Source organism: Acetobacteraceae bacterium (genome assembly GCA_039613835.1).
Taxonomy (GTDB): Bacteria; Pseudomonadota; Alphaproteobacteria; order Acetobacterales; family Acetobacteraceae; genus Sorlinia.
Window position 1 is genome coordinate 361572 of the sequence record CP154827.1, and the last position, 26235, is coordinate 387806.

At 57.4% G+C, this 26235-nt stretch carries 30 protein-coding genes and 3 pseudogenes; 21 read left to right on the forward strand and 12 right to left on the reverse strand.

All coding sequences use genetic code 11. The annotated features are described in order from the left end of the window. Window positions 1-68 precede the first annotated feature (68 nt). Complete coding sequence (locus AAYR33_02110; protein ID XAO71765.1) at window positions 69-1115, reverse strand: class I SAM-dependent methyltransferase; 1047 nt, start codon at window positions 1113-1115, stop codon at window positions 69-71. Window positions 1116-1284: 169 nt separating this feature from the next. Between AAYR33_02110 and AAYR33_02115 the strand changes: the two genes are divergently transcribed. Next, window positions 1285-1584, forward strand: coding sequence for a hypothetical protein (locus tag AAYR33_02115; GenBank protein XAO71766.1), 300 nt, complete (start codon window positions 1285-1287; stop codon window positions 1582-1584). Window positions 1585-1629: 45 nt separating this feature from the next. Here AAYR33_02115 and AAYR33_02120 read toward each other — a convergent pair whose 3' ends face one another. The 6 genes from AAYR33_02120 to AAYR33_02145 all read right to left on the reverse strand — a co-directional run bounded on the left by AAYR33_02120 (window position 1630) and on the right by AAYR33_02145 (window position 7006). Continuing rightward, window positions 1630-2814: an acyltransferase domain-containing protein gene (locus AAYR33_02120; protein XAO71767.1), complete on the reverse strand. Its 1185-nt coding sequence runs from the start codon at window positions 2812-2814 to the stop codon at window positions 1630-1632. A gap of 35 nt (window positions 2815-2849) precedes the next feature. Next, window positions 2850-3047 carry a hypothetical protein gene (locus AAYR33_02125; protein XAO71768.1) on the reverse strand — a complete coding sequence of 66 codons (198 nt, stop codon included), beginning with the start codon at window positions 3045-3047 and terminating at the stop codon, window positions 2850-2852. Next, window positions 3026-4387 carry a carbohydrate porin gene (locus AAYR33_02130; GenBank protein ID XAO71769.1) on the reverse strand — a complete coding sequence of 454 codons (1362 nt, stop codon included), beginning with the start codon at window positions 4385-4387 and terminating at the stop codon, window positions 3026-3028. The genes AAYR33_02125 and AAYR33_02130 overlap by 22 nt, the downstream gene beginning before the upstream one ends. Window positions 4388-4601: 214 nt before the next feature. Then, window positions 4602-4805: a hypothetical protein gene (locus tag AAYR33_02135; protein ID XAO71770.1), complete on the reverse strand. Its 204-nt coding sequence runs from the start codon at window positions 4803-4805 to the stop codon at window positions 4602-4604. Window positions 4806-5042: 237 nt separating this feature from the next. Next, a complete protein-coding gene (locus tag AAYR33_02140) occupies window positions 5043-5912 on the reverse strand; it encodes a sugar phosphate isomerase/epimerase family protein (GenBank protein XAO71771.1) in 870 nt (289 codons plus the stop codon). Between the two features lie 176 nt (window positions 5913-6088). Further along, on the reverse strand, window positions 6089-7006 hold the full coding sequence (locus tag AAYR33_02145; GenBank protein XAO71772.1) for a LysR family transcriptional regulator: 918 nt from the start codon (window positions 7004-7006) through the stop codon (window positions 6089-6091). Window positions 7007-7363: 357 nt separating this feature from the next. On the opposite strand from AAYR33_02145, the gene AAYR33_02150 reads away from it, so the two are divergent. The 15 genes and pseudogenes from AAYR33_02150 (at window position 7364) to AAYR33_02220 (ending at window position 18779) form a co-directional block, all read left to right on the forward strand. Further along, a complete protein-coding gene (locus AAYR33_02150) occupies window positions 7364-7666 on the forward strand; it encodes a hypothetical protein (protein XAO71773.1) in 303 nt (100 codons plus the stop codon). After that, the gene (locus tag AAYR33_02155) at window positions 7663-7845 is read left to right on the forward strand and encodes a hypothetical protein (GenBank protein ID XAO71774.1); all 183 of its coding nucleotides are present in this window, start codon (window positions 7663-7665) and stop codon (window positions 7843-7845) included. Before AAYR33_02150 ends, AAYR33_02155 begins: the two co-directional genes overlap by 4 nt. A gap of 133 nt (window positions 7846-7978) precedes the next feature. Next, window positions 7979-9376 (forward strand): signal recognition particle protein, encoded by a 1398-nt coding sequence (gene ffh / locus AAYR33_02160; GenBank protein ID XAO71775.1) that lies wholly within the window; start codon window positions 7979-7981, stop codon window positions 9374-9376. Between the two features lie 35 nt (window positions 9377-9411). Further along, window positions 9412-9753, forward strand: coding sequence for a 30S ribosomal protein S16 (gene rpsP, locus AAYR33_02165; protein XAO71776.1), 342 nt, complete (start codon window positions 9412-9414; stop codon window positions 9751-9753). A gap of 25 nt (window positions 9754-9778) precedes the next feature. Then, on the forward strand, window positions 9779-10339 hold the full coding sequence (rimM, locus tag AAYR33_02170) for a ribosome maturation factor RimM (GenBank protein XAO71777.1): 561 nt from the start codon (window positions 9779-9781) through the stop codon (window positions 10337-10339). Continuing rightward, window positions 10336-11037: a tRNA (guanosine(37)-N1)-methyltransferase TrmD gene (gene trmD, locus AAYR33_02175; GenBank protein ID XAO71778.1), complete on the forward strand. Its 702-nt coding sequence runs from the start codon at window positions 10336-10338 to the stop codon at window positions 11035-11037. The genes rimM and trmD overlap by 4 nt, the downstream gene beginning before the upstream one ends. A 21-nt stretch (window positions 11038-11058) precedes the next feature. Further along, a complete protein-coding gene (gene rplS / locus AAYR33_02180; GenBank protein XAO71779.1) occupies window positions 11059-11439 on the forward strand; it encodes a 50S ribosomal protein L19 in 381 nt (126 codons plus the stop codon). Between the two features lie 38 nt (window positions 11440-11477). Beyond that, window positions 11478-12880: pseudogene (gene leuC / locus AAYR33_02185) on the forward strand (3-isopropylmalate dehydratase large subunit). Then, entirely contained in the window at window positions 12873-13505 is a 633-nt protein-coding gene (gene leuD / locus AAYR33_02190) for a 3-isopropylmalate dehydratase small subunit (GenBank protein ID XAO71780.1), read from the forward strand. The pseudogene leuC and the gene leuD overlap by 8 nt, the downstream one beginning before the upstream one ends. Window positions 13506-13509: 4 nt before the next feature. Further along, window positions 13510-14619, forward strand: coding sequence for a 3-isopropylmalate dehydrogenase (gene leuB / locus AAYR33_02195; protein ID XAO72348.1), 1110 nt, complete (start codon window positions 13510-13512; stop codon window positions 14617-14619). Window positions 14620-14623: 4 nt separating this feature from the next. Next, window positions 14624-15826: a pyridoxal phosphate-dependent aminotransferase gene (locus AAYR33_02200; GenBank protein ID XAO71781.1), complete on the forward strand. Its 1203-nt coding sequence runs from the start codon at window positions 14624-14626 to the stop codon at window positions 15824-15826. Window positions 15827-15873: 47 nt separating this feature from the next. After that, the gene (locus tag AAYR33_02205; GenBank protein ID XAO71782.1) at window positions 15874-17082 is read left to right on the forward strand and encodes a pyridoxal phosphate-dependent aminotransferase; all 1209 of its coding nucleotides are present in this window, start codon (window positions 15874-15876) and stop codon (window positions 17080-17082) included. A gap of 257 nt (window positions 17083-17339) precedes the next feature. Beyond that, entirely contained in the window at window positions 17340-17651 is a 312-nt protein-coding gene (locus AAYR33_02210; GenBank protein ID XAO71783.1) for a hypothetical protein, read from the forward strand. Beyond that, complete coding sequence (locus AAYR33_02215; protein XAO71784.1) at window positions 17593-18306, forward strand: hypothetical protein; 714 nt, start codon at window positions 17593-17595, stop codon at window positions 18304-18306. Before AAYR33_02210 ends, AAYR33_02215 begins: the two co-directional genes overlap by 59 nt. After that, window positions 18282-18779 carry a hypothetical protein gene (locus AAYR33_02220; GenBank protein ID XAO71785.1) on the forward strand — a complete coding sequence of 166 codons (498 nt, stop codon included), beginning with the start codon at window positions 18282-18284 and terminating at the stop codon, window positions 18777-18779. The genes AAYR33_02215 and AAYR33_02220 overlap by 25 nt, the downstream gene beginning before the upstream one ends. A gap of 40 nt (window positions 18780-18819) precedes the next feature. Here the strand turns inward: AAYR33_02220 and AAYR33_02225 are convergent, their stop codons facing one another. Both AAYR33_02225 and AAYR33_02230 read right to left on the reverse strand, forming a co-directional pair. After that, a complete protein-coding gene (locus AAYR33_02225; protein ID XAO71786.1) occupies window positions 18820-19026 on the reverse strand; it encodes a hypothetical protein in 207 nt (68 codons plus the stop codon). 78 nt (window positions 19027-19104) lie between these two features. Continuing rightward, entirely contained in the window at window positions 19105-19338 is a 234-nt protein-coding gene (locus AAYR33_02230) for a hypothetical protein (GenBank protein ID XAO71787.1), read from the reverse strand. A 104-nt stretch (window positions 19339-19442) separates the two neighbouring features. Between AAYR33_02230 and AAYR33_02235 the strand changes: the two genes are divergently transcribed. Together AAYR33_02235 and AAYR33_02240 are read left to right on the forward strand one after the other, a co-directional pair. After that, complete coding sequence (locus AAYR33_02235) at window positions 19443-19868, forward strand: hypothetical protein (protein ID XAO71788.1); 426 nt, start codon at window positions 19443-19445, stop codon at window positions 19866-19868. Window positions 19869-20453: 585 nt separating this feature from the next. Continuing rightward, window positions 20454-21068 carry a hypothetical protein gene (locus tag AAYR33_02240; protein ID XAO71789.1) on the forward strand — a complete coding sequence of 205 codons (615 nt, stop codon included), beginning with the start codon at window positions 20454-20456 and terminating at the stop codon, window positions 21066-21068. Window positions 21069-21090: 22 nt separating this feature from the next. Here AAYR33_02240 and AAYR33_02245 read toward each other — a convergent pair. From AAYR33_02245 to AAYR33_02255, 3 genes and pseudogenes are all read right to left on the reverse strand, one after another. Then, a pseudogene (locus AAYR33_02245) lies at window positions 21091-21357 on the reverse strand (OPT/YSL family transporter). Between the two features lie 91 nt (window positions 21358-21448). Continuing rightward, window positions 21449-22816, reverse strand: a pseudogene (locus AAYR33_02250) (oligopeptide transporter, OPT family). 125 nt (window positions 22817-22941) lie between these two features. Beyond that, window positions 22942-23448, reverse strand: a complete 507-nt coding sequence (locus AAYR33_02255; GenBank protein XAO71790.1) for a hypothetical protein — start codon at window positions 23446-23448, stop codon at window positions 22942-22944. Window positions 23449-23724: 276 nt separating this feature from the next. Here AAYR33_02255 and ispH point away from each other — a divergent pair, with 276 nt between their 5' ends. The 3 genes from ispH to rnhA are packed head-to-tail and all read left to right on the forward strand — an operon-like array spanning window position 23725 to window position 26233. After that, entirely contained in the window at window positions 23725-24741 is a 1017-nt protein-coding gene (ispH, locus tag AAYR33_02260) for a 4-hydroxy-3-methylbut-2-enyl diphosphate reductase (protein XAO71791.1), read from the forward strand. Window positions 24742-24788: 47 nt separating this feature from the next. Next, window positions 24789-25763 (forward strand): homoserine kinase, encoded by a 975-nt coding sequence (locus AAYR33_02265; GenBank protein ID XAO71792.1) that lies wholly within the window; start codon window positions 24789-24791, stop codon window positions 25761-25763. After that, the gene (gene rnhA, locus AAYR33_02270) at window positions 25763-26233 is read left to right on the forward strand and encodes a ribonuclease HI (GenBank protein XAO71793.1); all 471 of its coding nucleotides are present in this window, start codon (window positions 25763-25765) and stop codon (window positions 26231-26233) included. Before AAYR33_02265 ends, rnhA begins: the two co-directional genes overlap by 1 nt. The last annotated feature ends 2 nt before the right edge of the window (window positions 26234-26235 follow it).

The window sequence follows — 26235 nt, forward strand, 5'->3', positions numbered from 1 at the left end:
ATATTAATTCCAGAGCGATGGATCGGCGTTACATTTTGACCAGTCCGCCAGATAAAAACCGTCTGACGTTAAAGGGCGCACCAAGCACAGGATGTTGGTTCTCCGCTGGCGCAGGCAAGTCTGGCGATGACGCAATCGGGCAGCCAGTCAATTCGGGCAAATCCGGCTGCGCGGTATTGCTTTCGCCATAGCTCTTTTGTCAGGAAAACTTGGCCGTCACGCTCTTCCAGGTCAAGAAGGGGCGATACTAGTGGCCCGAAAACGAAATCAAACAACCGCATGGGCTGCGTGATTTCCCGCAGGAGGAGGCGACCGCCCGGTTTGAGGAGGGACCGTATCCGTGTCAGCGTATGCCCGACATGATCCGTCGCATGTACGACATTGGCGGCGATGATCAGGTCATAAGTGCCGCCTTCGAAGCCCTGCGTCTCGGGGGTCTTTCTGCAAATCCAGAACGCCATAATGCATGAAAGGATGAGCGGCGAATTTCTCCTCCGCGCGCCGCGTGAAAACCGGCGATATGTCCGTAAAATGGTAAAGGACCTGATCCACCGCGCTGATCGCAGCAACCATTGCGCTGGTTGTGCCGCCCGTCCCCCCCCGCCAACCTCCAATATACGGAAAGTTTTGGGACGTACGCTTTCCTGCCGTAACATGCCCGTAAGAATTCCGGCGGCAATTTCATTAAAATAACGCCCGAAGCTGAAGTCCTGATAAAGAACTTCCACGCCGCGCGACTCCCCTTCGGGAAAGATGATCTCGACCGGTGCCACCTGCCCGCGCAGCATATCGAATAATTGCGCGCCCGCGCGTTCAACAGTGGCAGGGATGGCATGCAGGCCTTCACAGCATGAGGCCAGATTATCGAGCAGTTTGGCGCAGGAAGCGTGCGAAATGCTGTCGGGTCGGGCGGGTCGGTAACGCTCACCCGTCCGTACGTAGTAACCGTCCTCAACGCACGCCTCAACCATACGGCCCAGTAATTGCCGGTATCGTGGCAGGAGCCGCCCGCCGCGCAGGATTTCGGAGAGTGTGACGCCATCCTCCCGCCATTCACCGATGCAGCAAAGAATGAGCCGATCGAGATAAACGGCGTGGAGGGGGCGCGCAGTCATAAAGCTTCTCAAGGCGAGGGAGCTCAAGCGTGGTGGCGTGAGTCAGCGCCGTGTGACGCCCCTGATCAAGTCCGGCACGAAGACGCGGATGATCAGCCTGCATGTGCTGCGCCATTTCCCTTTCATCCCGCCAATGACTGACCGGTCGAATGCATAAAGCGAGGCATGAATGCGGCGTTCTGAAATGGCGAAAATCTGCCGCCAATCCAAATCAATCGCAGCGGTAAAGAGGGAGCATTGCGCCTCTTCCAGTTTCTCCGCGGCGGAGACGTGGCGCTGGGCGGAGGCGATCCAACGATGGGAGGTGGATGGTCATACTCTGTGCGATACGGGTCAGGACCGCATCAGGGCCGATTTCCAGAAATACGTCTGCGCCCGCCTTAAAGGCTTTATCAGTCGCATCCTTGAAGCGGACGGGTACCTGAAGATGCTGTCCCCAAAAACCTTGCCTGTTGAGATCGTCACTTGATACAAAATCACCATGACAGGTTGATATCAGCCTGACCTCGCCATCTCACGCCCTCAATTTACCGGCTTCCGTGTTAAACCGGTCCAAAATCGGGTCCATGAGCCGAGAATGCGCGGTCCCGGCAATGGGCAGATGGCTGAAGGGGGTGCCGGCCTGCTCCAGGGCGGAGGCCAGTTTCTCAATCGCGTCGGCTGACCCTGAAAGCACAATCTGTGCCGCACCATTGATGGCGGCGATGTCGAGCTCGAACCGCTCTGCCCAGTCACGGGCCGCGTCTTCCCCCATATGCAGGTTGATCATCCCGCCTTTTTGCGCTGCGTCCATCAGGGCGCCGCGATGGCAGAGAAGCGGCATGACGACTTCCAGATCCAACATGCCTGCAATGACGGCGCCTGCATATTCCCCGACCGAATGGCCGATGATGATGGCTGGCTGCGCGTAACGCATCTCCGTGAGGCGTGCGCCCGCATCCCTCAATAGCACCCTCACGCAATGAAACGGGCAGGACCGTGTCGCAGGAGGCGATGCAGCGCGCCAGCATGGCGGCGAAATCAGGTGATGCCTCGACATAGCTGCGCGCCATTGCCGGCCAATGCGCGCCCTGACCGGTGCAGAGAAACGCGATTTTACAGCGCACTCTGCCATTATAACGCAGCCCGTCGGGATGGGCCCTTCCGAAAATGCTTTCAGTAGATTGCGGCTTCGGTTATCCAGGCGCAGGGCCAGGCGATGTCGCAAATCAAGCTGCCGCGCCATCAGCGCCGTGTGCGCAAGATCTTGAGGGTTCTCACAGTCAAGCGCCTTGGCGTAATGGCCGGAGAGGCGCCGCAAAGCGGTTTCAGATGCCGCGCTCAGCAGTAGGACGGGTCGTTGCGCATGAGAGGCGCCTGGCGGTGCCCCTTTTTGACGCTGCGGCGTGACATGCCGTAGTTTGTCAGGCAGGGAGCCGATAATAACGTGGCAATTCGTCCTCCCGATCTCGAAAGATGAGATCCCGGCATGACGCGGCGTTGACGACCAAGGCAAACTCGCCGTCGGGATATGGAAGGAAGATTCGTCAAGACGCAAAGCCGGGTTGGGATGATTGAAATGGGCGGATCGCGGGATCATGCCACGTGCGACGGACATCACAGCTTTCAGGAAGCTGATAATCCCGGCAGCTGTGTCGAGAATGACCGAGATTACCTTTAACCGAGCCCAGCGCGCATCGTGACCCGTCCTGACGTACACCAAACACCTCTCGAAGCGCCTGAACCTCAATGGGATCACCCAGGGGGGGTGGCGGTGCCGTGTGCTTCGATCAAGCTGATCTCATCCGGTGAAAGCCCGGCGACTGACATGGCTTCCCTGATGACACATTTCTTACCGGAGACGGAGGGTACGGTGAATCCGGCCTTGGTGGCACCATCATTATTGACGGCATTTCCGCGAATGACAGCAATTACCGGGTCCCCGTCCCGCAAGGCATCGCTGAGGCGGCGTAATGTGACGCTGGCCACGCCATGCCCCGGAAAAGTGCCATTCGCATCCCTGTCAAAGGGGCGCACTTCCCATCCGGTGAAAAGATCATTCCGGGCTGAGGGAAGGAAATCGCGACACCTCCCGCCACCGCCATGTCACATTCGCCAGCGCGCAGACTCTCACAAGCCAGATGCACCGCGACGAGGGAGCTGGAACAGGCCGTCTGCACCGTCAGGGTAGGCCCGGAGAGATTGAGCTTATAAGCGACGCGCGTGGCCAGATAGTCCTTATCATTCCCCATGAGCGATTGCAGGTTCTGCACCTGTCCGGCCTCTGCTGGGTCAATCCGACGCTGACCGGGATAGGTGCTGACGCGCGCCCGCCCGCCGATCACGGTGGCATTTTTGATCCCGGCCTGAGAATTGGGGCGTACGATATATTGAAAATCAGGCTGAAGATCGACGGCATGATGCACGTGGTAACTATATTGTGCCTCAAAAATAATCTCATGGGACTGGATGCTGTAAAGTCCCGACGGGTAACGACCAAATTGCGCGTATAGAAGCTTCTGCCCTGAGCGCGTCTCATCACTGACCAACGCATAAGTGATCTGTACGCCGAACCCGTCTCTTGGTCGGCTATGAATCTCGCCAACATCCTCAAACCCGATTGTGGCTTGCTGTTTAAAAGCTGAAATATGCGGATCGGTCCACGTAAAATTACCGAATATGATCAGCCCACCGACATTGGATGGGGTGTTGCGTTTGATCATATGATCAAATTGCGCCCACATGGCGGTGTGACTGTGAGATTGCCGCCCGGGAAGCCCCGTCAGAACCCGCGCCGTGCCGAGATCATCCCAATAAACGTCATTGACGGGCGCGTTATCATAATACTCGCCAAGCGCGAAATGGCTTGAGCGTTCACCTGCGCTTCCGCCGGGCTGCCACCCGATTTCAAAGGGGAGGTTGACGCCGTCTGTCTGACGAAAAGACCAGTTAACCCCGGAGATGCCGCCATGATTGGGTGAGACCTCGAAAGCGCCGATCTGCACATAAACCGGGCTGACCGGTCGGTAACGCACATAGCCGCCCCAATTCGTCCGCGATTTTGTGTAAAACCCGGCCGGGTTGGCGCCCGGCAGAACACGCGGAACAGGACAGATGGAGAGAGACAGAAACATGCAGTAAACGGGTGACGTATCGAAGAAAAACCCTTGATTCATCCGCCCTGCTGCGAGTTGCAGATGGCCGCTCATGAGGTCTTCCGTTAGATAGGCGAATTGCAGTTTCACCAATGTGCCGATACGGGCCATAAAGCTCCGTGGCGGAATAAGGGTCATGCCTAAGACGGTCAGCAGAAAGGTCGCGGCCTGATTTCGACATGATCAGCGTGTGGGATTTGAGCCCGCGAATACCGCCAAGTTTGCCCCAGTCAATTTCAAAATCAATACCGAACCGTCCCGTAAAGGCGGAACCCTGAGAGACGCCCCCGGACGTATTGCCGGCAGCTTCCATCATATAAGCGGGGATGATATCGACCCCGCGATCCAGAAGTCATGTCCGTGCGCCGCCCCAATCTCCGAAAAGGTGACGATGGTCATCGGTGCGCTGCGGCGGGCGATGTTTGACGGGGGGCTGCGCAAGGTCCGCCCGCTGCCGGGTGCTGAAGTCATTGAGCTGCGCGAAAGCGGTGCGCGGTGCCACGCATGTCATTGACAGCCCGATGAGGAAAATCTTTGCACGAGGGAAATCTGCCAAGGAGTGGGCCTTTTCTACAAAGATTCTTGTATTATTAATTAAATCTACGGTGAATATCTGTTAAAGTCCAGCTAAGCCCATGGCACTCTGTGAAATACCTGATCATTCTGCGTGGCACAAAATAAAAACCGCGTCGAGCTAAAGCTCGACGCGGTGCCAAATGGGCACTTTGATGGCGCGTAAAACGTTATTTCGGCAGGATGCGCCGCAAATATTCACGATTACGCGCAGAGACGCTCAGCCCATCACCACCATAATGCTCGCACAGAAAAGCGCTTTGATAACCATACGGATGGCCTCCCGATAGCTGATGACGCCGGTCTCCATCGGGGCAGGGGCGGTGACAACAAGTCCGCTATCCTCATCTTCCGTGCGCAGATAGTTTTTAACGTGCCAATAACGCGCATAGGGTGCGAGTTTAACCATCATGTCACGCCAATGCGCCATGGGACGATGGAGGCGGACAAGATTACCGATATCGGCATTGATGCCGACATTAGGCAGGTCAACTTCCTGTGTGAAGCGCACGGCGCTATCGGCGGAGCCGAGATAGGTATCCTCATAGATTTCCAGAGAAATTCCAATTTTGAGCACCGCAGCCTGTTTGCCAAGCTCCCTGATACGGTCGACTGCTTTTTTCCACACGGCAGGATCATCCGGATCTTTCGGCCCCTGTGTCGTCCACAACCATAAGGCTTTTTTCTGCTGATCGTTAAATGGGGGTGAAAAACCGATCGACGCCTCCGCCGCGCCGATTTCAGCCGCGACATCAATCACGCGGCGCATATAAGCGAAATATTTATCACCATGCTCAGGGTCGATGATCGAACGCCGCGCTGTCGTGATGGCCGGGATGGTCAAGCCCTCTCTTTTAACGACATCCAGAAATTCCCGCCGCCGGGAGGGTTCGAGATCCGCAAGTCGAATCCATGAATCTGTCGGGTCGATCTCGGTAAAACCGGCATCCGCGACATCCTGGACGGCAAGGGCCCATTCTTCAGGCCGTTGATCCTGCATAGAGCTTCCATCCGGCAGAGTGTTGGGATATTGATTCATGCCCGCGGCGATCGGCCAGTTATGTCGGTTATAAGGGGGCTTCAGTCCCATCGCGTTTTTCCTCTTCTTCAGATTGTCGCATGAACCCGACCCGATGGATTTTGACTCGGATCGCGGCATTCCACGCCGTCAATGACGTGGGGAGGTCTTCAGTGTAAACGCATCCTGCCCGGCTAAAACAGCGCTGGCGGCAGATCAAGAAGTTAAGGTTTGATCAGAATTCCTGATCAATCCAGCTTTATGGCGCCTGAGAGATAAGCTGCCGCGGCTGAAAGCGGGCGTTCCTTCAAGGTGATCAAGGAGTAGCATCCAAGATGGTCGTCAAGCCGAACGTGCAGGCGGCGGAGCATCTGCGCCTGTTCAAATATCTGTGCGATGCTTGTCGGCATGAAGGCGAGCATCGAACTGTGCTGAAGAAGGTCAAGCGACGCAATCATGGACGATGTCTCAATCGCCTGACGAGGTGGGGCAACTGGGCCCAGGGCGAAAGTCGCATCAATAGCGCGTCGCAAGGGGCTGTGCGCCTCAGGCAAGATCCATCGCGCGTCCGCGAGTGCGGCAAGCTCCAATATTGGCGCTTCGGCGAGGGGATAACGCGCCGCGGCGACGATGCTTAAAGGCTCCTGCGACAGGATATGGGCCTCAATCTGCGCAGGAATGCGCGTGGAAGAGGGTCGGGCCACAATGAAATCGATGCGCCCCGCCTCAAGCGCCTGAAGAAGCGTATCGCTTGAACCCACGGTGAGGGAGACGCTCAATTGCGGGTGGGTGTCGAGCGCCCGCGCGATGACGGGAGAGACATGCGCAGGCAAAGCGGCGACGATGGCACCGATTCTGACCATTCCCGCCGTCCCTGACCGCATGGCGTCCACATCATGCTGGAGGCGGATAACGTCATTAATCATCAATTGCGCGTGACGTGCGACCATTTCTCCCAGAGCTGTCGGCAGGGCACCCTGAGATGTCCGGCGGAAGAGCGGCGCTTTCAGAGCATACTCAATTTCCTGAAGGAGTTTCGTCACGGAGGGTTGGGACAAATTCATGCGCTCTGCCGTGCGGTGCAGGTTATGCGTGGCTTCAAGCTCGATGATCAGGCGGAGATGCCGTATTTTTAGGCGGTTCAGCAAGGGATATTGTTCGCGCATGGGTCTCGCTTCGGCGCCGCCTCCGGAAGCGGTCTTCGATGAATTGTTGCAGGCACCGTCCAATTGGGGGCATCATTGATTTGATGGTCACTTAATTTCTTTTGCCAAGCGTTATACCGTTTCCCCGTGAAAGGTCACGAAAAACCCCCCGATCTCACAACGGCCCGGAGACGTTTTATTTTAACGCTATTCATGTAACGATGCGGGCAGGGCGTAAGAACGTTTTTACCATCGGGATGACGAACCTGATGATGCGTGGCGATGAAATCGCCCGAGTTGTCTGCCTGCAACTTGACGTCCATCTTTCAAAATCAGTCGGCCATACAGGCGAGCGGCTTTCTCAGAGGGATATGTCTGATGCCATTCCGTAAAATTTTCTCCAGCCTTGCCGTGGCGACGGTGGCTTGCACTGCCATGCCGGCGATGGCGGTATCGCCTTTACTCCCGCCGCATATGATGCACGCACCGCCTCTACCCGCCCTCATCCAGAATCAGGCGCACCTGACGCCTGAGCAAAATGACAAGATCCGTGTGATCATCGACGCCAATCGCGATAAGGTCATGGCCCGTCACAATGAGGACCGTGCCCTGGATGACAAAATCTCAGCCGCTTTACTGGCGAAGGGGGATGTCGATAAAAAGCTGTCGACGATCTTGTGAAGCAGAAGATCGCGCTGCATGAGCAGGCGGAGCAGCAGCGCGTGGCGGAATTGATCGCCGTCCATGATGTTCTAACCCCCGATCAGCGGGAAGCCGTCAAAAACGCCTATGATGAGGTCGGTAAATTATCCGCGCGGCTGCACGACATGATGGCCTCGCCCCCACCCCCGGCGCCGTAAGGTTTTTCATCCCGGCTGTCGCATTAAGCTTGACTTGTGACAGCCGGGGTTTTAGGCACCGATCAAATTCTGAAACGCCACTCCGCGAGGGTTCGCGCAGTGGCGCAAAGTCATTTGCAGCCAAAGGGCACACGTGTTCGACTCACTTTCCAGCAAGCTTTCCGGCGTATTTTCGAGCCTTTCCCGGCGTGGTCGTCTCTCTGAAGGCGATGTCGCTGAGGCGATGCGTGAAGTGCATATGGCGATGCTGGAAGCGGATGTCGCGCTCCCCGTCGTGCGTGATTTCGTTGATAAAGTCCGTGAGCGCGCTGTCGGGCAGGAAATCCTTGAAAGTATTTCGCCGGGCCAGGCTGTCGCGAAAATCGTCAATGACGCCCTGATCGAGGCTTTGGGCGGCGCTGGTGCCGCCACGCTGAACCTCTCTGCGGCCCCGCCTGTCGCCATATTGATGGTCGGCCTGCAAGGGTCAGGCAAGACGACGACCACCGGTAAGCTGGGTTTGCGCCTCTCATCGCGGGAGCGGAAACGCGTCCTCCTCGCGTCCCTGGACGTGCAGCGCCCGGCTGCGCAGCTTCAGCTCCAGCAACTGGCTGAGAAGGTTGGCGTCACGTCATTGCCGATTCTGGCCGGGCAGTCCCCGCAGGAAATTACCCGCCGCGCGATGAAAACCTCGCGTCAAGAAGGGTATGATATTGTCGTGCTGGATACGGCAGGCCGCCTCTCCATCGATGAAGCCCTGATGCAGGAAGTCCGCGAAATTCGTGAAATCGCGGGCCCGGCAGAAACATTGCTGGTTGTCGATGCCATGACCGGGCAGGATGCGGTCAATACGGCGCAGCATTTTAACGAGGCTGTCGGTGTCACGGGTGTCGTGATGTCGCGCATGGATGGTGACGCGCGTGGCGGTGCCGCGCTTTCCATGAAGGCCATGACCGGCGCGCCCATCAAATTTATCGGGATGGGCGAGAAACCCGAAGCGCTGGAGGAATTCTACTCGGAGCGCGTTGCGGGGCGCATCCTTGGTCTCGGCGATATTGCTGGACTGGTTGAGAAAGCCTCCGAAACGCTGGATCAGGAGGAAAGCGAGCGCGCCGCCAAGAAGATGCTCGCGGGTAAGTTTGACCTCGATGATTACGCTTCCCAGATTCGCCAGATCGGCAAGCTCGGTTCCGTCTCGAATATTCTCGGCATGTTGCCGGGGATCGGTAAACTCAAGGAAAAAGTGGGCGATCGGGATCTCGACACCACGATCTTCAAGCGGCACCAGGCCATCATCTCCTCCATGACGAAGGCGGAGCGCAAGACGCCCGCCATTATCAAGGCGTCACGGAAAAAGAGGATCGCTGCTGGCTCCGGCACCACGGTGCAGGAGATCAATAAAATGCTCAAACAGTTTGATGACATGTCCACCATGATGAAGCGCCTTAATAAAATGGGCCTCGCGAGCGTGAAGCAAATGCTGTCAGGGATGATGTCGGGCAAGGGAAATCCGAATATGCCCGGTGGTTTCGGCGGTCTGCCACGCCGATAAAGTCAAAATTTCACACTTCAGGAGTTGATTGAAGCATGAGTCTTAAAATTCGTCTTGCACGCGCTGGCGCCAAAAAGCGCCCTTATTACCATATTGTTGTGGCTGACAGCCGCAGCCCGCGTGATGGCCGCTTTATTGAAAAAGTGGGCGCCTATAACCCGATGCTGCCTTCAGACCATGCTGAGCGCGTGCGTCTTGATGATGAGCGCATCCGTCACTGGCTTTCAAACGGGGCGCAGGCGACGGATCGCGTGGCGCGTTTCCTCGGTCGTGCCGGGATTATCGACATGCCGAGCTGGAATGAGCAGTCCAAGAAATCCGCCCCGAAAAAGCGTGCGCAGGAGCGTGCAGCCGCCAAGTCTGAGGCCGCGGCCTGAGCCTTAAGCCCGATAGCGACTGACGATGACACGCGCATCGCAAGATGAGAGAGAGATACATATTGCCACCGTGGGGAGACCGCACGGCGTGCACGGACGTGTCCATCTTTCAGCATTGACGGAAGACCCGGCCACGCTGGAGGCGCTCTCGCCCCTCAGAGATGAGTCGGGCCGACTGTGGCAGGTGCGTTGGGTGGGCCATCACATTGCTGAACTCGGCGACCCGGATAAAGGGCCGCTGCAAAGCCGGGAGGATGCAGCGCGCTGCGTCAATCTCAAACTTTACGCGCTGCGGACGCAGTTTCCCCAGGCGGATGAGGATGAGTTCTACCATGCGGATCTTGTCGGCATGGAAGCTTTCTCACCATCAGGTGAGGCTTTGGGGACGGTGGTGACGGTCCATGATTACGGCGCGGGCGTCAGCCTCGAAATCGTGCAAGGGCATCAATCACGGGTGGTGCCCTTTACGCGGGCCTGCGTGCCGCACGTCGATATGTCTCAGTCACGGCTTGAAGTCATGTTGCCTGCGGAAATTGAGGTGGAGGGCGACCTGTCCGACGATGCTGAAGTGGTTGTGCGGCAATGACGTGGCAGGCGGATATCATCACTCTTTTTCCGGAATTATTTCCGGGCCCTCTGGGTATTTCCCTGACGGGCAGGGCGCTTGAGAAGGGGTTGTGGGCCTGCACGGCGCATGATCTCCGCCCTTACGGGAAAGGACGTCATCACGCCGTGGATGACACGCCTTACGGTGGCGGGGCGGGGATGGTGATGCGCCCTGACGTGGTGGCATCGGCACTTGATGCGTTGCCCGGCGATGGGCGGCCGGTCATTTACCCAACGCCGCGCGGGCGTCCCTTTTCCCAACGCGATGCAAAGCGTCTGGCGGCGGGAAGCGGGGTGGTCATCCTTTGCGGTCGTTATGAAGGTGTGGATGAGCGCGTCCTTGAAGCCCGGGGAATCGAACAGTTCTCAATCGGTGATTTCGTCCTCTCCGGCGGTGAGATTCCGGCCTGCGCGCTGCTTGAAGCCTGTGCGCGTCTGCTTCCCGGCGTCATGGGCTCATCCGACAGCGCGACGGAGGAGAGTTTCGAGAATGGCTTGCTCGAATATCCGCATTACACCAAACCGGCGGAATGGGAGGGGCTGAGGATCCCCTCTGTGCTTCTTTCCGGCAATCATCGTGACATCGCGGCGTGGCGGCATGACCAGTCGCAGCGAATCACCCAATCGAAACGTCCGGATTTATGGGCGCAATATGCGTCCCGGAAACCCGGTATCTAAATTGTTACCAAGGAGACCATCATGAATACGATCCAGCAATATGAGGCGCGCGAGATTGAGCGCCTGACCGCATCCCGCGCCGTTCCCGAGTTTCAGGCCGGTGACACGGTGCGCGTCGGTGTGCGCGTTGTTGAAGGCACGCGTGAGCGCGTCCAGGCTTATGAAGGCGTTGTAATTGCGCGCTCCAATAAGGGCCTCAACAGCAATTTCACCGTGCGCAAAATCTCAAAGGGTGAGGGTGTGGAGCGCGTATTTCCGCTTTACTCGCCGAATATCTCCGAGATCACCGTTGTGCGTCGCGGCAAGGTCCGTCGGGCGAAGCTCTACTATCTTCGTGATCGCAGCGGCAAGTCAGCACGTATTGCCGAGCGCCCCCGGGATGTGGCAAAATCGACTGAATAATCTTAAACAGGAGTAAATCCGGTGTCAGGGAGGGCGCGATGGCGCAGACATTATATGACAAGCTGTGGGCGGACCACGTCGTTGAGCAGCTTTCAGATGGTACCTGCGTCCTCTATATTGACCGGCATCTCCTTCATGAAGTGACGAGCCCGCAGGCTTTTGAGGGGTTGCGCCTTGCGAGGCGGAAAGTCCGCCGCGTCGATGCGACGGTCGCGGTTGTGGATCATAACGTCCCGACGACGGGCCGTTCAGCGCCCGTGGCGGAGCCGGAAAGTCGGCTCCAGATCGAAACGCTTGAGGCAAACGTCAAAGCCTTCGAGGTGCCCTACATCCCCTTAAGGTCTCCGAAACAGGGGATTGTGCACGTTGTCGGGCCGGAGCAGGGCATTTCCCTGCCCGGCATGACGATTGTCTGCGGCGACAGTCACACATCGACGCATGGGGCATTGGGGGCTCTGGCTTTCGGTATTGGCACGTCCGAGGTTGAGCACGTGCTCGCGACCCAGACATTGCTGCAAAAACCCTCTAAAAATATGCGTGTCACCGTTGAAAACATGCTCCCTCCGGGCGTGACGGCGAAGGATCTCGCCCTCGCCATTATCGGTGAGATCGGAATGGCAGGCGGCACGGGTCATGTCATTGAGTTTGCCGGCCCCGCCATTGAGGCGCTGAAAATGGCAGGCCGCATGACTTTGTGCAACATGTCGATTGAAGCCGGGGCGCGTTCTGGCCTGATTGCCCCGGATGAGACGACCTTCGCTTACATTGAAAACCGGCCTTTCGCCCCGAAGGGGGAGGCGTTCACGGCCGCCTGTCGCCATTGGTCCCGTCTCCATACGGATGAGGGGGCTGTTTTCGATCGGGAAGTGACGATTGACGCGGCCATGATCCGCCCCGCCCTGACCTGGGGCAATAGTCCGGAAAACGTTATTTTCATCGATGAGGTCGTGCCTGACCCCGAAAATTGTGAGGATCCGGCAAGGACGGCGCAATGGCAGCGCGCGCTGGATTATATGGGGCTCAAAGCCGGACAATCCCTTTCCGGCACACCAATCGATGTCGCTTTCATTGGCTCCTGCACCAATAGTCGAATTGAGGATTTTCGGGCCGCGGCTGAAGTGGTTAAAGGGCGGCACGTGGCGGCACATGTTAGGACGATGGTGGTGCCGGGTTCCGACCTTATCAATGCGCAGGCTGAGGCAGAAGGGCTGGATCGTATTTTCCTGGATGCCGGGTTTGAATGGCGTGAGGCGGGCTGCTCCATATGTCTGGGCATGAATCCGGATCGGCTTCTTCCTGAGCAGCGTTGCGCCTCAACCTCCAACCGAAATTTTGAAGGGCGGTCCAGGGCCCGCGCGGCCGCACCCATCTCTGTTCCCCATCTATGGCGGCGGCGATTGCCGGTTGTTTCGTCGATGCGCGGAGGGGGCGTAATGGATAAATTTACCCAGCTCACCGCTCTCGCCGCGCCCATGGCGGCTGAAAACGTTGATACGGATCAGATCATCCCGGCGCGTTTTTTGAAAACCATCCACCGCAAGGGGCTGGGCCAGCATGTTTTTGCGGCACAGCGATATGATCAGGACGGGCAGGAACGTCCCGATTTCGTGCTCAATCAAGCACCCTACCGGCAAGCTCAAATCCTGATCACGCTTGATAATTTCGGCTGCGGCTCCTCGCGAGAACATGCGCCATGGGCCTTGCTGGATTTCTGGATCCGTTGCGTCATCGCGCCCAGTTTCGCTGATATTTTCTTCAATAACTGTTTCAAAAACGGCATTCTGCCAGTGCGCCTCCCGCGGGAGATATGCCTTGCTCTGATGAAGGATGCGCGCCTGGGCGCCAATTCGCGTCTGACGGTCGATCTTGAAAGACGGGTCGTCGTCACCCCAGATGGGACCGAGATCCCTTTCGATGTCGACCCGCTCCGGCGGCGCCTGCTTCTGGAAGGGTTGGACGATATCGGCCAGACCCTCATCCACGAAAAACAGATTGACGCCTTTGAGGCGCGACGGGCAGAGCAGGCGTCCTGGCTCCCCTCCATCACGGAAGAGGTGGCAAAATGACTTCATCAAAAAAATACTGGTCCTTGCCGGAGATGGGATCGGCCCGGAAGTGATGCGCGAGGTCGCGAAAATCGTGAACTGGTTTCGCGCCTATCGGGGCCTTGATGTTGATATCGCGGAGGAGCTTGTCGGCGGCGCATCGCTTGAGGTGCATGGCGTCCCGATCCGGGATGAGGTGATCCAGCGCGCGCATGAGGTTGACGCCATCCTCTTCGGCGCCGTCGGTGACCCGAAATGGGCGCATGTCGATTTCAACCTCCGCCCGGAAGCTGCGATCCTTGCTTTACGGAAGGAGCTTGATCTTTTCGCAAATCTGCGCCCGGCGCAGGTTTTTGACGCGCTGGCGGATGCGAGCACCCTCAAAGCGGAATATGTCTCTAAGCTTGACCTACTGACTGTGCGTGAGACCGTCGGGGGCATTTATTTCGGGACGCCGCGCGGTATCGAGACCCTGCCAGACGGCACGCGTCGCGGCATCAATACCGAGCTCTACACGACACCCGAAATTGAACGCGTGGCGCGTGTGGCCTTCGATGCAGCGCGCAAACGTCAGGGGCATGTGTGCTCGGTCGAAAAAAGCAACGTCATGGAAAGCGGCCTTTTATGGCGCGAGGTCGTGACATCATTGCAGCAGGCTGAATATCCCGATGTCACCCTGACCCACATGCTGGCAGATAATTGCGCCATGCAGCTTGTCCGGAACCCGAGGCAGTTTGATGTCATCGTCACGGGCAATCTCTTCGGTGACCTGCTTTCAGACCTCGCTTCCATGCTGACGGGCTCTCTTGGGATGCTGCCCTCCGCCACGCTGGGCCCACTCAAGGAAGATGGACGCCGCGCCGCCTTGTATGAGCCGATCCATGGTTCGGCCCCGGATATTGCGGGGCAGGGTATCGCGAACCCGATTGCGCAGATATTATCTTTCGCGATGATGCTGCGGTACTCCTTTGACCGGGATGAAGATGCACGGTTGATTGAGACGGCCATCGAAAACATCCTCAATACCAGCCTGCGGACGGCAGATATCATGACTCCCGGGACGGCGCGCGTCGGGACGGAGGTGATGGTTGCGGCGATCCTGCAGGAGATCAAGCGGCTCTCAGAACAAGGGTAAAATCATGTCCGTTATCTCAGCCCGTCTCGACCGTATTTCACCAAGCCAGACAATCGCCATGACGCAGAAGGCGCGGGAACTCCGCCTTGCTGGTCGCGACATTCTCAGCCTCTCCGCCGGTGAGCCGGATTTCGCGACGCCTGCGCATATTTGTGAAGCCGCCGTCAAAGCGATCAGGGACGGGGACACGCATTACACCGATGTTGCGGGCACGAAGCAGCTTCGTGAGGCCGCCGCCGCACGACTGAACGCTGATTACGGTCTGGATTACACGCCGGATGAGATCATCATCTCAACGGGTGGCAAACAGGTCATTTACAATGTTTTTGTCGCGACGCTCAATGCGGGAGATGAGGTTGTCATTCCTTCACCCGCCTGGGTCTCCTATCCCGATATTGTCGCTTTGGCAGACGGCACGCCCGTCATCATCCCGACATCGGAGCATGAGTGCTTCAAGCTGACACCCCATGCTTTACGCGCCGCGCTGACGCCGCGCACGAAATGGCTCGTGCTCAACTCCCCCTGCAACCCGACAGGTGCGGTCTATACAGGGGCGGAGCTTAAGGTTCTGGCTGAGGTTCTTGCGGATTTCCCGCATGTGTGGGTGTTGACGGACGATATTTACGCCAAGCTCGTCTATGATGGTTTTGAGGTCCGCACCATCGTGCAGGTGGCGCCGGAATTGCGGTCACGCACCGTCACGGTGAATGGCCTGTCCAAAGCCTATGCCATGACGGGCTGGCGGATCGGCTACGCGGCCGCGCCGATGTGGTTGATCAAGGCGCTGACGAAGCTTCAGGGGCAGAGCACCAGCAATGCATGTTCCATCGCCCAGGCGGCCGGGATTGCCGCCCTGACCGGATCGCATGATTTCCTGCCACCCATGTTGGCGGAATATAAGGCGAGGCGGGATCTCGTCCTCTCCGAACTGACGAAAATCCCCAATATGCGTTGCGCCACGCCTCAGGGGGCCTTTTATGTTTTCCCCGCAATCGAGAATTTTCTCGGTAAGAAGACGCCGCAGGGGCGCGCGCTGTCCTCCAATGAGGATTTCGTGGCAGCCCTTCTGGAGGAAAAAGGCGTCGCCACCGTGCAGGGGCGTGCCTTCCTCCATCCCGGATATTTCCGCATCTCCTACGTTGCTGACCGCGCCGTGCTTCAGCAGGCTTGCGCGCGTATTATCGCGTTCTGCGCCGAACTCGGATGAGCCACGGCACGCGGCCAACGCAGCATTGAGCAGGGTGGGCTCGGACAATGGACGTCAAACTTTCACGCCGCCTCGAAAATCTGCCCCCTTCCGCCACCATTGCGATGTCGACCCGCGCGCGGGCGCTGAAGGCGCAAGGTGCCGATGTCATCTCCCTGGCTTTGGGGGAGCCGGATTTCCCATCCCCTGAAGTGGCGCTGGAGGGCGCAATCCAGGCTGTACGGGAGGGGCAGACGGGTTACCCCCCGATTGGCGGTATGCCGCCATTTAAAGATGCCATCATTCAGAAATTCGCGCAGGACAATCATCTGCATTTCGCACCTGAGAATATCCTTGTCGGGAATGGCGGTAAGCAGCTAATCTATAATGCTTTTGCAGCGACCCTGAACCCGGGGGATGAGGTCGTTATCCCTCGGCCCTACTGGGTAAGTTACCCGCTTGTCGCGCAAATGTTCGGCGCGGTGACGAAATATCCAGAATGTCGAGAAAATGACAATTTCAGGCTCACAGCATCGGCTTTGGCCGCGTCTTTAACGCCCCGCACAAAATGGGTCATTCTCAACTTCCCGAACAACCCGACCGGCGCCGTGCTGGAGGCGGAAGACCTCCTCGCGATCGCGGAAGTGCTGCGGCGTCACCCGCATGTGATGATCCTGTCGGATGAAATTTACGAACATCTGACATTCGGGAACCGCCAGCATGTTTCCCTGCTGAATGTCGCGCCAGACCTCGCTTCACGCGTTCTGATCGTGAATGGCATGTCAAAGGCTTACGCCATGACGGGTTGGCGGGTCGGGTTCGGCGCGGGTCCGGCTGGTTTGATCCGCGCTATGACGACCATCCAAAGTCATGCCACGTCAGGCGTCTGTATTCTGTCGCAAGCTGGCGCGGTGGCAGCCTTGCAGAGCGACCCTTCAAAGCGTGTTGAGATGTGCGCGGTTTATGAGCGCCGCCGGGACCATGTGCTTTCCGCCTTGCGCGGCATTGAGGGGCTGAGCTGTGCGCGGCCGGATGGGGCGTTTTATCTTTTCCCGGGTGTACAACGCCTTATCGGCTGTACCACGCTGGGCGGACGTCGATTAAAAGACGATGCGGCTGTAGCTGAGGCCCTTCTGGAGGAGGCGCATCTCGCAACCGTCCCGGGTTCCGCTTTCGGGCAAGCTGGCTATTTACGGCTCTCCATCGCGGCTTCCGACGCTGATTTGACAGAGGCCATCGCGCGTATAAAAGATTTCGTGCAGAATTTGCGGGGTTGAGGGAAAATCAATCACATTCGCGGAAGGGTTTAACGGTCCTATGACATCGATACCGATAACGTTTGAGGATCATCCCAAATCCCTTATAGATGCGGCGACGCTACGGGCCGATGCTGACGCCGTTCGTTCGTTACTGCAATCGGGACATATTGACGCTGGTTTGACGCTTTTTGATGCAAAGCGACGCAGTTTTACCGCTTGGCAGTCGCAGCAGCTCCGGTATCTATTCAAGCAACAGCCCGCCGCGCAGGGAGGTGATGCGACGCCCTCCCCCGGAGGAAATGGCCAATATCTGGGCGCGGGAAGTCCTCGACATCCAACAGATTATATTGCGCGATCACGCTGAAACGGCTCTGAGCCATCTTGGCCCTCACGTCATGCGTCTATGGCAGGCAGATTTGACGGTGGCGCGTTATGCGGCTCATGAGGGAGCCTCTGAGGAAGCGCGATGTGTCAGCCAGTTTAGGCGCGCATGGGCCGCGCATTCGGACGGGCTGACCCTCACGCAGGGTGAGCGTCGACGCCCCCCGTCAGAAATCCCGGAAGCCGAAACGGGGGGCGGGGAGTGACGCCGCGTCGGACATGGCGGCTTGTCTCGACCAGCTCATTAAAACCCGCACCTCCCTCGCGACGGCGCTGGGTTTCGATCATTACCGCGATCTGACTTATGAGCGCCTCTTTCGTTTTGATTATGGCCCGGCGGAGATATTGCAATTCCATGCCAGTATACGCGCCCATGTTGTGCCTCTGCTAAAAGCCTATATGCAGCGCCGCCAGCTGGAAACGGGTGGGCGCGCCATCGACCCGTTGGAGGCGGAAATTCTGACTGCGTTTGAGACGGTCAGCTCGATCGGCGGGGCGCGCCTACTGTTTGATCGTACTCTGGGTATTTTGTCCGATATCGATGCGGATCAGACATTGTCGCAGCTTTGTCGGGAATTATTATCGCAGGACAAGGTCGTTCTTGAAAACGACCCGGATGGCGTGGCGCGTGAAAAGGTTCTGCCCGCGCCCTTTAAAGATGGTGCGCCTTTTATCGCCATCAAATGTAACGGCCAGCCCCAGGACGTCACGATAGTGACGGATGCGTTGGGCCGCGCCTATCAATATTGGCAGGGTGCTTCCCTTTCCCTGTATGAATATCTCCTCCCCACGCCGGAAGCGGCTGATACGCACCGAAAGCCCTGGGCCTGCTGGCCATGGGTCACGTTGAGCGCCTTTTGAAAGAGGGTGGCGCGGCGGATTATCGTCGGCAGTTTCTCTTGAAAATTCTGTTCGGTCTCGTGCGGGCCGCATGTATCGATGGTTTCGAGCATGCGATTTACGACCACCCCGAATGGTCGCATGACCAGCGCATGACGGCGTGGCATGAGCTCGAGAAGATCTACTTTCCGTGGCGGGAGGGACAGGACGGCGTCTGGCTCGAGGAACGCCGCGCTTGGCAGCAGGAGGACGCCCTTTTTGACAAGCTTTTTTCCGCCATTAACACCGCTTTGTCTGATTGCTGCGCGATGCAGATCTGGCTCTCCAGTCGCATTGATCCCGGTTATGCCATTGAACTTTTTAAAAGCCTGAGTGCTTTGGGCGGAACATATCCCTTTCTCACCCTGCTTGAAAAAGCGGGTCTGATCTCACCTTTCGATACGGACGTCCTGCCCGAAATCATGCATGAGGTTGAGGAATTGCTCTGGAACTGAGCGCCGGGCGCCGCATGAAACTGCGCCCGGGAAGGTCGAATTAGTCGCGTTTATTCCATGCGACGATCTGGTCAATGACACTTTGCGGGGAAAGGTCCCGTGCGTCACCAAGTACATTGGCACTGTCGCCATTCAGCAATTTACCATTGGGCGTGACGAGCAATATTGTCGGGACTTCATGCACTGTCACGCCATAATGCGCGGCAATTTCCAGATTTTTGTCCAGCCGACCAATATTGACGGGCACGACGACGAAATGGGCGTCAAGCCAGGTCGCCGCATCCGGCTGGGAAAAAACGCCCGCGAGAAAGCGGCAGTCCGGGTATCAATTACCCCCGAAAACTAGCAATACCCGGCGGTGCGTCTTGCCTGCGGTGGCGAAGGCTTCCTCAACCTGTCGTTTGGCGAGGGCAGGGTCGGGGTAGGGTTTGGCATCCGGCACAATCGTGGTGGAACCATCGAAACTTGGCGGGACGACTTCAGCCGTGTCCGCCAATAAGGGCGACGCGGAAAGGGAGATCAAAATTGTGCCCACAAGGGCGATACGACGTAGAGTCATGTTGAGATCCCTGCTAGATAAAGGGGGAGGCAAGAAATGACGCGTTTGAATTCAGCGCGATAGCACCTGAGGCGGCATTCTCATCCTTCGAAAATGGCATATTTATGACGACGACACACACTAAACAGTTGGATAAAAACGAGGTGCTGATCCGCGTCACTCTAATGCGCACGCTGGTTCTGACAGTTTTGACCATCGGCTTCGTCCTTCTTGTCAGATGGTCCACCCTTCTTGCCCATTGGGTCAACCAGGTCGCGGGCAGTCGGTGGTGGAACAGCCTTTACGCGCCCCTCAGCATTGGAACGGCAAAAGGGCGTGAGCAGCTTATTATGGTCATGATCATCGCGGCCTGCTTTATCGTGGCGCTCAGTCTTCAATTGATTTCTGCTGCTTTGTGGCGCGGCCTCCGAACGCGGCAAGCGCCACCCCGACAGCGCCATACAGACCACCAAAAAACAGCGCCACACGTTGTAGCAATTTCATGTCCGTCGGTCACCTTTTTTAATGCGGGGCTGTGCCACCCAGAATAAACTGAAAGCGCAGAACTGTCGCGGCGCGGAAGCGGGCCAGACAGGCGTGCTTCGACGGGATTCGGCCCCATGGACAATATGGCCAAGTCAGGAAACCGGTCAAGAATGAATAATTTGTGTATATCTTGCAAAATTTATCGTATATAAATATTAACGGCGCAGGTCACCTGGATTGGGGCGTGCGTCATATACTTTGTTAAATCGTACGGTTTATTGTTTTTATCGGTAAAGTGCCACGTCAAACGCTTATATCGAGGCAAATTAAGACTATTTTATATCTGACGAAAAAATATTTTATAAAAATAATCATCGGGGTGACATCGAAATTGCAGTCCGACTTATGTATAGTGTCAAGGCTTCCCTATTCAGGGATCAAATGACGCGATGTATCCTGGAACTTAAATAAATACGGAATTTTGCAGGACGACCCGCCAAGTGATGATGCCTCGACGTCATTGTCGGAAGTGGGAAAAGGCAATGGAGCAAGACGTCAGCCGCCGCTTAATGGCGGTAACCCCGACGCGCGTTACTTTCTCCCATGCTCATATGGCAAAATTCAGGAAAGGAGAAAAAGTGTCGGGTGACATGCCAGTCGAGCAAACTTCAACAAACGATACGCAGGATGTCAGCGAGGAGGCTTTAAGGCGCGCTCTGGACCGACTGGGCTCGCGCAAGCAGAGTGACAGCCCGAAAGCGTCTTTCAACAATCATCGCCGTGCCGCGCCCGAGCCACGACGCCGACGCTTCAACGCGGATCGTGACGTCATCGTTGAGCGTTGTGCCATACCGCGACAAAATGCGCGCGGTCATGTGCAGAGTAATGTCGAAGACCATGCCGCCGAGATTGAGCGGATGAAGCAGGAAATACGTGGCGCACACCGTAAATCCGACGTTGCCACGCGGGAGCTGACCGCCGCAAAAAATCAGATCAAGCAATTGGAGGCTCATCTCATGCATGCGCGCTTGCGGGTGCAGGAGCTTGAAATCGCTGTCAAGCACAAGGATTCGCGCCTTGTCGCGCTGCGGGAGGCTTATGAAGCCCCGCCTTCAGCGCCGAAGACCGGCGCAACTAAAACGGCAAGTGCGCCGCTAAAAAGCACGAAGGTGGGGAAGACGACGAAAACCGTCAACCCGCGTGGGTCTAAAACGAGCAAGGCCTCCTATGATCCGCAAGAGCCAGTGCGGTGGTGGAAAGACTGAGAGATTTGATGAGCTTGCGCGCTTAACCTCGGGTTGCAGAAGGGAGGGCGCGGAGACGTTTGCCACACAGAAACGCGATGACACTTCCGAAGGCAATCGTCACGGACACGTCGGGCGGCAGGTAAATCCCCATGCCGATGGCCAGGGCGGGAAGGGCGTAAGCTTTCCCTTTGGAGAAGTTTTCCAGAAGGATCATCGCTAGACCAATCCCGGCCCCGATTGAAAACATTGTCCAATCCATGCGCCCCAGCATGATGCCGCGTGCGAGCGAGAGCATCAACGTCGCCTGAGGCGCGGCGAGCGGGGCGCGGCGGACGTTGCCGCGAGGCTCTCACCCATAAAACCATAGGCTTGATGAAGCAGGTTAAGGATGGGCGGCGTCACGACCGCCCCGACAATGCACCCGATGATGAGGGCGACCTGCTGCTTCCAGGGCGTCGCGCCAAGGATCTGTCCGGTTTTGAATCCCGGAGATTATCATTGGATATTGCCGCGGATGCCGTCAAAGATGTCAGGATAAACAGTGTAAAAGCGATGATTGTCGACTGATTGGCACGCCGTGAGATGCGCGCTGAAAAAGGGTGATGCCTCCGCGCGAAGCGCAGGAGGAGGCAGATCGCGATGATCGCGATAATCATAATGCCGGAAATCGGGAAAGAGAATGATCCGATCAAACCGGCCATATAGCCGCATGAGGCCGCGACGAGGAAGCTCAATATAAGACAGAGGAACACACTGCCGAGCGCCAGCATAACGGACATGACGCCGTGCCCGGGCAGAAAATTATAGAAGCTGCCAAATAGAGCGACGGCGACGATAAAGCTGGAAAAAACGAGATATTTTAAAGGTAGGTCCCGCTCTTCAGCCGCCGGTCGCGCGTCATCGCGACGGCTTGCCAGCGCACGCAACCCTGAAATGACACCAGGCGCCAACTAAATAAGCGTCCAGATCGCGGCGATGGCGATGGCGCCCGCACCGATAAAACGCACTTTTTCGGCCCAGATCTGCGTGGCGACGTCAAAAATCGGCAGATCGACCGGGTGGCGCATGATGTGAGCGCTCAATATCGGCACGGCCATGGGCCAGGCGATGGCGACGCCGAGCAGCATGGCCAACCCGCCGCGCAAGCCGATTAGATAACCAACGCCAAACAGCGGGGTTGAGTAGGCGCCCTGCAGACATAAAATCGCCCGCCCCAATGGCCTGGCCAGAATAAACCCACTGGCCAGCCATTTCGTCCTCGATGTCAGCACTGTAAAAATGGCGCTGACGAGCGTGGCGATGCTCAATAAACGCAGTGCGCGGCCCGAATGATGTGAGAAGCCCGCTTCAAGAACCTCGGCGCGGGCCACACCTTCGGGAAAAGGTAAATCTGGTCGGCGGATCAAGGCATGACGCAGCGGGACGGTGAAGATAACCCCCGCCACCCCGCCCGCAGTCGTGGCGAGAAAGACGGGCCAGAAGGGAAAGGAACGCCAGTGGCCCATAATGATGAAGGCCGGCAACGTCGCGAAGACGAAGCTGATCGCTGCTGAGGCCGAGGCCTAGGTCTGCACGATATTGTTTTCGAGAATATGACTGTGACTCAGGGCCCGCAATATCGACATGGAGATGATCGCGGCCGGGATGGAGGACGCAATGGTCATGCCAATCTTAAGCCCGAGATAAATATTTGCCGCGGTGAAAATGAGGGTGATCAGCGTGCCAATGAGGAGGCCGCGACATGTCAGCTCTCGTTTTATCGTCATAGACGGGCCATTATCTTTTCTTTGGCGCTCTGGCGCGTGACCTTTGCCTCATGCGGCGACCGAACGGGAAAGCAGCTGCCCGGACCTGCGTCGCCCCGTCAGGGCGTCTCACCCGGAAGGGATTTCTATCGACCGGTCTTACGGAAATAACCGGAAACCAGATGGTCGCGATTATATTTAAGTTGCTGCGGCGTCAATTGAATGCCGATTTTAAGCGCGTAATTTGTGTCCTGAAGATCTGGCGAGGCCGGAACATCAATATATCGAAGCGGTGAGAGCTTCGTCACGCGCACGTCATTTTCCGACAGGGCAAGGTGCAATGTGAAGGTTTTTTTGTCGAGCACCTTGTTGTCCCGCGTGACGGCCACGAAATAGGGGAGATCAATATTGATGGGGCCATTGATTGCGCCACGCTCAAGCGTGACCCTGACACTCACGCGGGAGCGAACGGCTTTTTTTGGCGCGGCGGCGCAGCTTCCCGCAATGCCGGTGAGGGATACATGGTAAGCGGGCGCATGGGTGTTCGGCGCAACAGAGTCCAGCTGATAAAGGTCAGCCGCAGGGAGGACAACATCGACATGGGGGCAGACAGGCGCGAAATCGCCCTGTTCCTCCCCCGCGCAGGCGGTCAACGCCAGAATAGAGGCGAGAGCGAATGGGATTCTGACAAATCTGGAATTCGATGCGACCATGACTGACAGTTCCATTTTCCGTAGGAAGATGCAAGCGCTACGATATAAAGTTTCATGCGCGTCAGGGCGCCGAATGTTCCCTGAGGGTCAGATGGTTTGCGTTTTTCTCTCATGCGGGACATATATGCAGCTCTTGCGGATTTTGAACGTTTCTGGTGATGAGGCCCGAACGCGGCTTAAACCTTTACGCCAATATGAAGGCATGGATAGACTTGGATGGTTCAGAACCCGGTGATCAACCGACTTGACGATAATCTGGCGACGTCGGCGAACACGATTCGTACGTTGCGCGTTCTTCTCGCCGGTCCACGAGGCTTCTGCGCAGGGGTTGACCGCGCCATCCGTGTTGTCGAGGAGGCGCTGCGTCGTTACGGGGCGCCTGTCTATGTGCGTCATGAAATCGTCCATAATCGCACGGTCGTTGAAAGCCTGGAGAAAAAGGGCGCCATTTTCGTCGAGGAACTCGATGAGGTGCCAGCGGATGGCCATGTCGTGTTCTCCGCCCATGGCGTGCCAAAAACCGTCCCGGCTGAGGCGGAGAGGCGGAACCTCCTTTATCTCGATGCGACCTGTCCGCTGGTTTCCAAAGTCCATCGTGAGGCAGAGCGCCATTTTGCCGGTGGGTCGGAAGATAGTCGGCATATTCTGATGATCGGCCATGCCGGGCATCCGGAAGTTGTCGGGACAATGGGGCAACTGCCTCTCGGGGCCGTGACGCTGATCAACGATGCGGATGAAGCGCGACGGGTAGAGCCCAAAGATTCGACACGCCTCGCCTTTATCACCCAGACGACGCTCTCCGTTGATGACACGTCTGAAATCGTGTCGATTTTGCGGGAGCGTTTTCCGCTTATCGAGGGGCCGAAGAAGGAAGATATCTGCTACGCCACGACGAACCGTCAGGAAGCTGTAAAAGCCATTGCGCCGGAGAGCGACCTCGTCATCGTCATCGGGTCCCCCAATTCATCTAATTCTCAACGTTTGCGAGAGGTCGCGGAGCGCTCCGGTGCGAAGGCGGCCCTGCTGGTGCCGAAGCTTGATGCGCTGGATTGGTCGGTACTGGATGATGTTGAGACGGTCGGGATCACGGCCGGTGCTTCGGCACCCGAGTCACTGGTGCAGGAGATCGTGGATGCGATGTCCAAACGCTTCCGGCTGAATATTGAGGAGCGCATCGTCAAGGAGGAAAACGTCACCTTCCGCCTTCCCAACCCCTTGGGGGATATGCTTTAACGCAGCATCTCCCGGGGATGTGATATTTCCGTAATATTGGACGGATCATGGCGGTATATACAAGGGTCGGGGACGCGGATCTCACAGCATTTCTGGAAAATTTCGCATTGGGCACCTGTCTTTCCTTACAGGAAATCGCGGAAGGCGTCGAAAATAGTAATTTCCTCCTCCAAACCACGCACGCGCGCTACATCCTGACAATTTTCGAAAAACGTGTGGCGCAGGATGATCTGCCGTGGTTCATGGGTCTGATGGCGCATCTCAATGGGCAGGGCTTAGAATGTCCACGCCCCGTCGCCGGGCAGGATGCGCAGGTTTTAAGGCCGCTCCTTGGCAAGATGGCGGCGATAACGACGTTTCTGCCGGGACGGCCTGCGATCGAGCTCACAGCGGATAAATGTCACGAAGCCGGGCGCTGCCTCGCGCAATTACATCTGGCCGCGCGGGGTTATGCCGCGCAACGTGCCAATGATTTCGGCCCTGCCGCCTGGCAGCCTCTTCTCGACACGTTGCGGGATGCCGCCACGCTTGGTGATGTGGGGCCCATGCTGCCGCTGATTGCGCAAGTGACGGATTCCCTGCCGCGCATCCTGGCGCATTGGCCGCGTCCCGGCGCTTTACCATCCGGACATATCCATGCGGACTTCTTTCCGGATAATGTGTTTTTCGGGGAGGACGGCAAAATATTAGGGGTGATTGATTTTTATTTCGCATGTTCGGATCTTCTCGCTTACGATCTCGCCATCGCACTGAATGCCTGGTGTTTTCCGGATGATCGTGAATTGAACCCGATTTTGTGCGCGGCCATGTTGGCCGGCTATCAGTCAGTCCGCCCCTTGACCGACGCAGAAAAGGTGGCTCTCCCCCTTCTTGCGCAGGGAGGGGCCATGCGCTTTGTGCTGACGCGCCTATATGATTGGATCTCAACCCCAGCTGATGCGCTTGTCACGCGTAAGGACCCTGCTTCATTCATGCACCGCCTGCAATATTGGCAGAAGAATCGCGCTTTGGAGTTGAGCTGATGAAAAAGACCCCCCAGGATCGCCCGATGGTGGAAGCTTGGACCGATGGCGGGTGTCGTCCCAATCCAGGCCCTGGCGGGTGGGGTGTGCTTCTTCGCTTTGGCGGCAAGGAGCGCGAGATTTCCGGCGCCGACCCTGACACAACTAATAACCGCATGGAAATGACCGCGGCCGCATCCGCCCTGGAGGCGCTGACCCGCCCCTGTCGCGTGACGCTTTACACAGATAGCGCCTATGTCAAAGACGGAATGACGCGATGGCTCACAGGTTGGACGCGGCGAAATTGGCGCAGCGCATCCGGTGACCCTGTCAAAAATATGGACCTCTGGAAACGCCTTCTCGCCGCTGCGCAGCCTCACGAAGTAAACTGGGTGTGGGTCAAAGGGCATAACGGCCACCCTGAAAATGACCGCGTCGACGCTTTGGCAACGTCGGCGCTTGAGGCGGCCGCGTCAGAAACGCCCTCCTGACG

What these genes read in the sequence shown, in the direction of transcription:
- AAYR33_02140 (XAO71771.1), bottom strand. Translation starts at nt 5,912, where the DNA reads ATGGGACTGAAGCCCCCTTATAACCGACATAACTGGCCGATCGCCGCG.
- AAYR33_02210 (XAO71783.1), top strand. Translation starts at nt 17,340, where the DNA reads ATGCGACGCCCTCCCCCGGAGGAAATGGCCAATATCTGGGCGCGGGAA.
- trmD (XAO71778.1), top strand. Translation starts at nt 10,336, where the DNA reads ATGACGTGGCAGGCGGATATCATCACTCTTTTTCCGGAATTATTTCCG.
- rpsP (XAO71776.1), top strand. Translation starts at nt 9,412, where the DNA reads ATGAGTCTTAAAATTCGTCTTGCACGCGCTGGCGCCAAAAAGCGCCCT.
- rplS (XAO71779.1), top strand. Translation starts at nt 11,059, where the DNA reads ATGAATACGATCCAGCAATATGAGGCGCGCGAGATTGAGCGCCTGACC.
- AAYR33_02130 (XAO71769.1), bottom strand. Translation starts at nt 4,387, where the DNA reads ATGACCCTTATTCCGCCACGGAGCTTTATGGCCCGTATCGGCACATTG.
- AAYR33_02115 (XAO71766.1), top strand. Translation starts at nt 1,285, where the DNA reads ATGCGGCGTTCTGAAATGGCGAAAATCTGCCGCCAATCCAAATCAATC.
- AAYR33_02205 (XAO71782.1), top strand. Translation starts at nt 15,874, where the DNA reads ATGGACGTCAAACTTTCACGCCGCCTCGAAAATCTGCCCCCTTCCGCC.
- AAYR33_02230 (XAO71787.1), bottom strand. Translation starts at nt 19,338, where the DNA reads ATGACTCTACGTCGTATCGCCCTTGTGGGCACAATTTTGATCTCCCTT.
- AAYR33_02200 (XAO71781.1), top strand. Translation starts at nt 14,624, where the DNA reads ATGTCCGTTATCTCAGCCCGTCTCGACCGTATTTCACCAAGCCAGACA.
- AAYR33_02145 (XAO71772.1), bottom strand. Translation starts at nt 7,006, where the DNA reads ATGCGCGAACAATATCCCTTGCTGAACCGCCTAAAAATACGGCATCTC.
- AAYR33_02235 (XAO71788.1), top strand. Translation starts at nt 19,443, where the DNA reads ATGACGACGACACACACTAAACAGTTGGATAAAAACGAGGTGCTGATC.
- rnhA (XAO71793.1), top strand. Translation starts at nt 25,763, where the DNA reads ATGAAAAAGACCCCCCAGGATCGCCCGATGGTGGAAGCTTGGACCGAT.
- ispH (XAO71791.1), top strand. Translation starts at nt 23,725, where the DNA reads ATGGTTCAGAACCCGGTGATCAACCGACTTGACGATAATCTGGCGACG.
- AAYR33_02265 (XAO71792.1), top strand. Translation starts at nt 24,789, where the DNA reads ATGGCGGTATATACAAGGGTCGGGGACGCGGATCTCACAGCATTTCTG.
- AAYR33_02110 (XAO71765.1), bottom strand. Translation starts at nt 1,115, where the DNA reads ATGACTGCGCGCCCCCTCCACGCCGTTTATCTCGATCGGCTCATTCTT.
- leuD (XAO71780.1), top strand. Translation starts at nt 12,873, where the DNA reads ATGGATAAATTTACCCAGCTCACCGCTCTCGCCGCGCCCATGGCGGCT.
- AAYR33_02150 (XAO71773.1), top strand. Translation starts at nt 7,364, where the DNA reads ATGCCATTCCGTAAAATTTTCTCCAGCCTTGCCGTGGCGACGGTGGCT.
- AAYR33_02220 (XAO71785.1), top strand. Translation starts at nt 18,282, where the DNA reads ATGGGTCACGTTGAGCGCCTTTTGAAAGAGGGTGGCGCGGCGGATTAT.
- rimM (XAO71777.1), top strand. Translation starts at nt 9,779, where the DNA reads ATGACACGCGCATCGCAAGATGAGAGAGAGATACATATTGCCACCGTG.
- AAYR33_02240 (XAO71789.1), top strand. Translation starts at nt 20,454, where the DNA reads ATGCCAGTCGAGCAAACTTCAACAAACGATACGCAGGATGTCAGCGAG.